The organism is Alteromonas sp. CyTr2 (assembly GCF_947311905.1).
Lineage (GTDB): Bacteria > Pseudomonadota > Gammaproteobacteria > Enterobacterales > Alteromonadaceae > Alteromonas > Alteromonas macleodii.
Genome location: NZ_CAMZMZ010000009.1, coordinates 120,275 through 127,641, shown reverse-complemented (window position 1 = coordinate 127,641; position 7,367 = coordinate 120,275). Strand labels below are relative to the sequence as shown.

7 protein-coding genes and 1 pseudogene are annotated in these 7,367 nt (G+C 45.9%); 5 read left to right on the top strand and 3 right to left on the bottom strand.

Annotated features, from left to right (window positions below; all coding sequences use genetic code 11):
• Window positions 1-74: 74 nt before the first annotated feature.
• Window positions 75-608, bottom strand: a pseudogene (locus tag QME20_RS07620) (TonB-dependent receptor plug domain-containing protein); the annotation flags it as partial.
• A gap of 318 nt (window positions 609-926) precedes the next feature.
• Between QME20_RS07620 and QME20_RS07615 the strand changes: the two are divergent.
• On the top strand, window positions 927-1,208 hold the full coding sequence (locus QME20_RS07615; protein ID WP_281715715.1) for a PepSY domain-containing protein: 282 nt from the start codon (window positions 927-929) through the stop codon (window positions 1,206-1,208).
• Between the two features lie 101 nt (window positions 1,209-1,309).
• Window positions 1,310-1,873: a cytochrome b/b6 domain-containing protein gene (locus QME20_RS07610; protein ID WP_281715714.1), complete on the top strand. Its 564-nt coding sequence runs from the start codon at window positions 1,310-1,312 to the stop codon at window positions 1,871-1,873.
• A 137-nt stretch (window positions 1,874-2,010) separates the two neighbouring features.
• On the opposite strand, the gene QME20_RS07605 is transcribed toward QME20_RS07610, so the two are convergent.
• On the bottom strand, window positions 2,011-2,655 hold the full coding sequence (locus tag QME20_RS07605) for a tetratricopeptide repeat protein (RefSeq protein WP_014977534.1): 645 nt from the start codon (window positions 2,653-2,655) through the stop codon (window positions 2,011-2,013).
• Between the two features lie 178 nt (window positions 2,656-2,833).
• Window positions 2,834-3,085 (bottom strand): TIGR02647 family protein, encoded by a 252-nt coding sequence (locus QME20_RS07600; RefSeq protein WP_014950925.1) that lies wholly within the window; start codon window positions 3,083-3,085, stop codon window positions 2,834-2,836.
• A 294-nt stretch (window positions 3,086-3,379) separates the two neighbouring features.
• Here QME20_RS07600 and ubiD point away from each other — a divergent pair, with 294 nt between their 5' ends.
• The 3 genes from ubiD (at window position 3,380) to QME20_RS07585 (ending at window position 7,258) form a co-directional block, all read left to right on the top strand.
• Window positions 3,380-4,846, top strand: coding sequence for a 4-hydroxy-3-polyprenylbenzoate decarboxylase (gene ubiD / locus QME20_RS07595; protein ID WP_014950926.1), 1,467 nt, complete (start codon window positions 3,380-3,382; stop codon window positions 4,844-4,846).
• Between the two features lie 100 nt (window positions 4,847-4,946).
• Window positions 4,947-5,642 (top strand): NAD(P)H-flavin reductase, encoded by a 696-nt coding sequence (fre, locus tag QME20_RS07590; RefSeq protein ID WP_049586742.1) that lies wholly within the window; start codon window positions 4,947-4,949, stop codon window positions 5,640-5,642.
• A 254-nt stretch (window positions 5,643-5,896) separates the two neighbouring features.
• On the top strand, window positions 5,897-7,258 hold the full coding sequence (locus QME20_RS07585) for a M28 family metallopeptidase (RefSeq protein ID WP_281715717.1): 1,362 nt from the start codon (window positions 5,897-5,899) through the stop codon (window positions 7,256-7,258).
• Window positions 7,259-7,367: the final 109 nt, after the last annotated feature.

Sequence of the window (7,367 nt, the reverse complement as noted above, 5' to 3'; positions counted from 1 at the left end):
ACCCACCTCCGCAGCCATTTATTGGTGTGGTCTACAGAGGATTAAGTCTTTTTAGAGGGGAAAATCCCTAGAACCCCTTCTTGTTCGAAGGTGGGAAGATTAGAATGAATACTTACCGCACCATTGGCTGCCGCCACACCAAACAAGGTTGGCTGGGGGCCTTTTAAAACCTCCACGCGCGCAATATCAAAAAGCGCGACGCTGGCTACCGTCTTTTTACTGATATCAAAGCCATCTTGATATACAGAGATGCGAGGCGTTGCCGACACCGAAGATACGTCGTCAGTCACGCCTCGAATATTAAAGGACGGTAAGCTTACAGCCTGCTCTTGAATTTGAACGTTAGGTAAAATACGAGAAAGCTCATCAAGTTCCATGATATTGGTGCGCTCTAAGAACTCGCTACCTATTACATCCATAGTAACAGGCACATCCATAACGGACTGCTCACGCATTTGTGCGGTTACCGTAATCTCTTCTATATAGTTATGTTCGTTTTCTGTGTCGGGCGCTACTTCTTGTGCAATTGCGGCGCTTGATAGTGCAAATGCAATTGTTGTGGCAAGCAGAGAGCGTGGATGAACCGTTCGTGGGTACAGAGGACGCATCAAATCATTCCTTTTGTGTGCTTATTGGGTGTTTTATGTATTTTTTAAACATTTCGCCGACAGATTGGCGACATTGCCTAGTGTTTAGAAATATCAAAGCCCAAAAATGTAGAACGCTTTTGAGACGGTTCGATGAACTATCCGTGACATGTCGGAGGCAATTTTATGACAAGTATTCTGTGCCCCGTTATAAAACCAAACAGAACTCAATTATGTACAACAAAGTAGTGCAACCTCTATGCACAAAAGAACAATGTCAGTACAATATTTAAGTAGGATAGAAAGAACTTTTAACTAAAAAGCGAAATGGAGACTGCAATGAAGAAATTAATGATGGCTACGGCTATTGGTACTGCGACCCTATTAAGTGCTTGTAGTGCAGAGCATGGCACTACGCAGTGTACGACTGCACCTGAAGCTGAATGGCAGAACCAAGATGCGTTTCAGGCTCAGCTATTAGCGCAAGGCTACAAAATCAACGAATTTAAAGTGACAGGCGGTAACTGCTACGAAATCTACGGCTTCGATAAAGAAGAGAACAAAGTAGAGATTTACTTTAACCCTGTTGATGGCAGCATTGTTAAAAAAGAAATGCACTAAACTCTGTTTAGCAAACGGTTCATCGAACGCTTGCTTTAAAACTTGATAAAAACGCTGCAAACTATTGCAGCGTTTTTGTTTTACCCTGAGAAAGTCACGTAATGCACAAAGCTAAAGACACGGGTTCAGATATTTATGTTTGGGATTGGGTAGTGCGCGTATGCCACTGGGGCATTGTTGCAAGTTTTATCACCAACTACTTTATTGTAGAGCCGGGCCGGCTTTTTCATGAAATAGCGGGCTATGTGGGCGTAGCGCTTATATCTATACGCGTTGCTTGGGGCTTATATTCAGCTAATCCCAACAAAAAGGGCTCCATAGCTCACGCTAGCTTCTCCACTATTTCGCTAAGCAAGCAGGCCTTTTCAGAACATATTCAACACTTAAAACATAGGCAAGTGCCAACTAGCCATGGCCACAACCCTTTCGGCTGGCTGATGGTAATGGCGGTAATTGCTCTTTTACTTGGGTTAGGTGTTACCGGTTTTATGATGGAAGAGATAGACGCAATGTTTGGTAACAGTACGCTGGAATGGATACACAGTATTATGGCTGATGTATTGTACGGCTGTGTGTTGGTGCATATTGCTTCCGTGTTTGCTGTACAACGAATGGGTAATATTCAGTTAGTTCGCCCTATGCTTACTGGCTGGCGTAAGCGTTAAGCCTACGTAAAGACATAGATGTGCTACGGACATAAATTCACTTTTGCCGAAGCTGGCTTGTTGTGTTTGCCAGCCTTTCTGCCAATAAGATTTTAGTTGCCCGCAGGTGTTCGTTATCACCTCGCCGCTTGTGGCTTTTAACTATCCAAAGGCCGCTTTGCCTCTCGCACGGCTTTCGGGTGCATTAATTTTTCTAAGCGAGCGAGGTAAGACGCAATTTGCTGATGCTGCTTTTTATCGTTGGTCACCGAGTTATAAAGCCAGTGGTATGCGTCTTCATAATCGTAAGGACTGCCATAACCGTCCAAAAACAACTCAACCAAGTGAATTTGCGCTTTTAGATTTTTAAGCGCAGCGGCTTCACGTAAATACACTACGGCGCGAGATTTATCCTGCTGTACGAGTGTGCCTTTGGCATAGTAACGCCCAAGTTGCTCTAGTGCTGCTGGCAAACCTTGATTCGCGGCATCTTCCATGTAGCCAATACCACGGGCAGGTTCAGCGTCTACGCACACGCCCCATGCCAGCATATCTCCCCATAAAAACTGGTAGGCCGGTACTTTCAACACGTTTGCACGCGCTTCAATGTCTTGCACTAATTGGCATCGATCAGCCACTACTTTGTCTAAATGCGTATTAGCATTAATCATATCGATTAAGGCATCTTGGCTGTAAAGCTGAACTGCGCGAAGCTCTTCAATCGTTTCCCCTTCAAGAGCATGAGCGGAAAAGCCGGTGACAGTCGCGCAGATAAATAAGGCTGTGTGTAGAATACGTTTCATAGCAAAAGAGTATGTGTTGATTACAATGTCTTAGTTAAGGTATCGACTAATTATAGATTATCTTAACCAAGACATGCTTTTCTTTACGAATGGACACATGAGCGTCTGCGGCCAGCTCATATCTGCTTTCAACTTTACGTTGACCACCTGCATTTAACCGTACGCCAGCATCTTGCTTTTAGTGACTACTTTTTCGTGGGCACATGGCCGATTGGATATGGCGGGCGTGATCTGCTAGGTCAATACCTAAATCAGTTAGGTAACCACCGTCTGGCTGGGTGATTAGGCCTTTGGAGTATAGCCTGGATGCTGCGTTCACCATGCTTTGGCTTGCATCGTGATGAATTTTTAAACCTTGAAGTAGGCTGTCTGTTGGAAACTTCAGTAACAAATTTAATTCGTCTAACATGTCCTGATCGAATGAACTCATGTAACCACCTTAGGCAAAAGGGTTAGTAGGGATTTAGCACGCTGGCCACTGTAAAACACCTCAGCAAAGCACTATGGTAACAACCTATACCGAAGCGCACACACCAAAGCACTATTAGCCCTAGATTTGTTAATATTTTTAACGCTTTCTTATATCACACCCAAATGGCACCTCTGTAAAGCGTAATTTATCTGTAAAACGTTTAATCGTGTAAACACAGCGCTTACTGATCGGACTTTGGCGCTAAATAGTATATTCTTGCCATAAATTGAGTTTGTGGATGCACCTGCACTGATGAAGTACAAAGATTTACGCGACTTTATTCGCCAGCTAGAAGCTAAAGGTGAATTGGTACGCATTACCCAGCCCATTGATACCGACCTTGAAATGACAGAAATTGCCGACAGGACGTTGCGTGCCGGCGGCCCTGCACTGCTATTTGAAAACCCTAAAAATCACGACATGCCCGTATTGGCAAATTTATTTGGTACACCAGAGCGCGTAGCTATGGGCATGGGTCAAGAGTCTGTTGAAGCACTGCGTGAAGTAGGCAAGCTACTGGCTTATTTGAAAGAGCCAGAGCCGCCTAAAGGGCTGAAAGATCTTTGGGAGAAGCTGCCAGTATTTAAGCAGGTGCTTAATATGCCTGCCAAAGTCCTTAAAAAAGCCCCTTGTCAGGAAGTGGTGCTTACCGGTGACGACGTAGATTTATCAAAAATTCCGGTACAGCGCTGCTGGCCGGGTGACGCTGCGCCTTTGGTAACATGGGGTTTGAGTGTTACTAAAGGGCCGCATAAGAAGCGTCAGAATCTGGGCATTTACCGTCAGCAGGTTATCGGCAAAAACAAACTTATTATGCGCTGGTTGTCACACCGTGGGGGCGCCCTTGATTTTCGTGAGTGGTGTCAAACACACCCGGGCGAACCCTACCCGGTATCTGTGGCACTTGGCGCAGACCCCGCTACTATATTGGGTGCGGTTACTCCTGTTCCAGATACCCTTTCTGAATATGCTTTTGCGGGCCTACTGCGTGGTGACAAAACTGAAGTAGTTAAGTCTATTAGTAACGACTTACAAGTACCTGCCAGTGCCGAGATTGTGCTTGAAGGCTATATCGCACAAGATGAAACAGCACCTGAAGGTCCATACGGCGATCACACCGGGTATTACAATGAAGTCGATGACTTCCCTGTGTTTACGGTAACGCATATTACCCACCGTAAAGATCCTATCTATCATTCAACCTATACAGGCCGTCCACCCGATGAGCCAGCTATTTTAGGTGTTGCGCTAAACGAAGTGTTTGTGCCTATTTTGCAAAAGCAGTTCCCTGAAATTGTCGACTTCTACTTACCGCCTGAAGGATGCTCTTATCGTATGGCAGTAGTGACGATGAAGAAACAATACCCTGGGCATGCGAAACGGGTGATGATGGGTGTGTGGTCGTTCTTGCGCCAGTTCATGTACACCAAATTTGTGATAGTGTGCGATGACGACGTCAACGCGCGTGACTGGAACGATGTTATTTGGGCCATCACTACCCGTATGGACCCAGCCCGCGACACGGTAATGATAGAAAATACGCCTATCGACTACTTGGATTTTGCATCACCGGTTTCAGGGCTAGGCTCTAAAATGGGCATGGATGCAACAAACAAGATGCCGGGCGAAACCGACCGAGAATGGGGCGTACCTATTGTGATGGACGAAGACGTTAAAAAACGCGTTGATGATATTTGGGACAGTCTTGGTATTATGTAGCGACTATTTTTAGCGCTATTTATTTTGTATTGAAGCATGCGCTTTTTTTTTAAGCGCATGCAAAGGCGACACGCTAAGCAAGAAGGTTAGAAGAGAATACATGTCAGAAATTAAGTGTAAGGTTGCAAGCATCACGCCTTTAACCGAAGTGGTTCAAAAAGTTGAATTAACGCCAGAAAGCCCTGTTGAGTTTAAGGCGGGTCAGTACGCCATGGTGGTAATGGGCGAAAAAGATATGCGTCCATTTTCTATTGCCAATGCCGCATTTGATAATAGCCGCATTGAATTACACATTGGCGCAGAGCCTGGCAACAGCTACGCTGGTGAAGTGCTAGAGCGCATGCGTGCGGATGGCGAAATTACTGTAAATGTGGGCAATGGAAATGCCTTTTTGCAAAGTAATGGCCTGCCTATGGTGCTTATTGCTGGTGGTACTGGCTTCTCATATACCTACTCTATTCTGCAAGAGCATCTTAATAGCGGCGACAAGACACCACTTACCCTTTATTGGGGTGGAAAACACGCGGCTGATTTGTATTTAGCTGACAAGCTAACTGAGCTCGCTGAAGCTAACGAACACTTCACTTTTGTGCCGGTTGTAGAGTTTGCATGCGACGAATGGAAAGGCAGAACGGGCTGGGTACACCATGCGGTAATGGCAGACCACGCTGACTTTGCCAATATTCAGGTTTACGTAGCAGGTCGCTTTGAAATGGCCAAAGTCGTACGCGATGATTTTACACAACGCGGCTTAAAAGTTGAGAACCTGTTTGGCGACGCGTTTGCGTTTATTTAAGCGCTAGCGTAAACCCATATTCTGAAAGCCGGCGAATGCCGGCTTTTTTGTTTTTTTAAAGTCATTTTTCATTCCCAGCGTCTTACTCCTTTTTTCAATCGCGATGCCTTGCGATGACCAACCATTAAACACGTTTACTCCAATTGTAGCTTTGCCACGTATTCGTTATGGTGAAAAAATAAAAACAGGAGATAACAATGATAAAAAACCGACCCGCACTAGCGAGTATAAGTGCAAAAATAAGAACTGAATTAATGAAAGTACTGGCATCAGCTGTATTGGTAAGTAGCACAGCGTCATTCGCCGCTCACGCACAAAGCGAGCAGCAGCAAGCACTTTATGATATTGCCAAAAATGTTTCCGCTGAAAACATTGAAAAAGACATTACTACGCTGGTGAACTTTGGTACACGCCATACCCTTTCTGAAACCGAGTCTGATACACGTGGTATTGGTGCTGCGCGACGTTGGATTAAATCTAAATTTGATAAAATTTCAGCCGAGTGTGGTGGCTGCTTAGAAGTTTACTACCAGTCGGAAGTCATCAGCGGAGAAAAACGTATTCCCGACCCAGTAGAAGTGGTTAGCGTTATCGCGATACAACGCGGTACCACCGATCCAGACCGTTACGTCATCATGTCAGGCGATATCGATTCACGGGTCTCTGATGTAATGGACTTCACCTCTGACTCACCAGGGGCAAACGACAACGCCTCTGGTGTTGCCGGTACCCTAGAAGCTGCGCGAGTACTATCCAAATACAAGTTTAACGGCAGTATCGTGTATGCTGCTTTATCTGGCGAAGAGCAAGGGCTTTTCGGCGGGCGTATTATGGCAAACCAAGCCAAGGAAGACGGCTGGCGAATTAAAGCCGTGCTCAATAATGATATGATAGGCAATATCGAAGGGGTTAACGGTGTGATTAACAACACCACCGCTCGCTTGTTTGCTGAAGGCACACGCGTAACCGAAACGGATAAAGAAGCACGCATGCGACGTTTCACCGGGGGTGAAGTTGACTCACCAAGCCGTAACCTTGCCCGTTACATCGATAAAATTGCCGATCAGTATATTGAGAACCTAGACACGATGGTGATTTATCGCTTGGACCGTTTTGGCCGTGGCGGCCATCACCGCCCGTTCAACGACTTGGGCTACCCGGGTATTCGTATTATGGAAACTAACGAAAACTACACCCGCCAGCACCAAGACCTTCGCGTAGAAGACGGTATTGCCTATGGTGACACCTTGGATGGCGTCGACTTTGATTACGCAGCCAAACTTACTGGCCTTAATGCTGTTTCTCTTGCTGCAATGGCGTGGGCACCGAACCCACCTGCAAATGTAGAAATTGCCGGTGCAGTTCAACCCTCCACGTTTTTAAAGTGGGATGCACTAGACGCTGAAGAGAACCCGCAGCTTAAAGGGTACAAAGTATACTGGCGTCATACTGATGCTCCGCAATGGGAATACAGTAAATATGTGGGTTACGTCACCGAGGCTATGCTTGAGAACGTCGTTATCGACAACTACTTCTTTGGCGTAGCCAGCGTTAACAAGGACGGTGTTGAAAGCGTAGTGGTTTATCCAGGTCCTGCGGGAAGCTTTGGAGAATAAGCGTTTAAATTGAGCGTTTATGTTGAGCGCCTATATTGAGCGCACTTATGCGCATCCAATGCGCCCCCAATTACGCATGCAATCAAGTTCGTGACGTTAAGCTGGTAGT

Bases quoted from the DNA above. Each gene is read 5' to 3' on its own strand.
- QME20_RS07610 (WP_281715714.1), top strand. From the start codon at position 1,310: ATGCACAAAGCTAAAGACACGGGTTCAGATATTTATGTTTGGGATTGG.
- QME20_RS07615 (WP_281715715.1), top strand. From the start codon at position 927: ATGAAGAAATTAATGATGGCTACGGCTATTGGTACTGCGACCCTATTA.
- fre (WP_049586742.1), top strand. From the start codon at position 4,947: ATGTCAGAAATTAAGTGTAAGGTTGCAAGCATCACGCCTTTAACCGAA.
- QME20_RS07600 (WP_014950925.1), bottom strand. From the start codon at position 3,085: ATGAGTTCATTCGATCAGGACATGTTAGACGAATTAAATTTGTTACTG.
- QME20_RS07585 (WP_281715717.1), top strand. From the start codon at position 5,897: ATGAAAGTACTGGCATCAGCTGTATTGGTAAGTAGCACAGCGTCATTC.
- QME20_RS07605 (WP_014977534.1), bottom strand. From the start codon at position 2,655: ATGAAACGTATTCTACACACAGCCTTATTTATCTGCGCGACTGTCACC.
- ubiD (WP_014950926.1), top strand. From the start codon at position 3,380: ATGAAGTACAAAGATTTACGCGACTTTATTCGCCAGCTAGAAGCTAAA.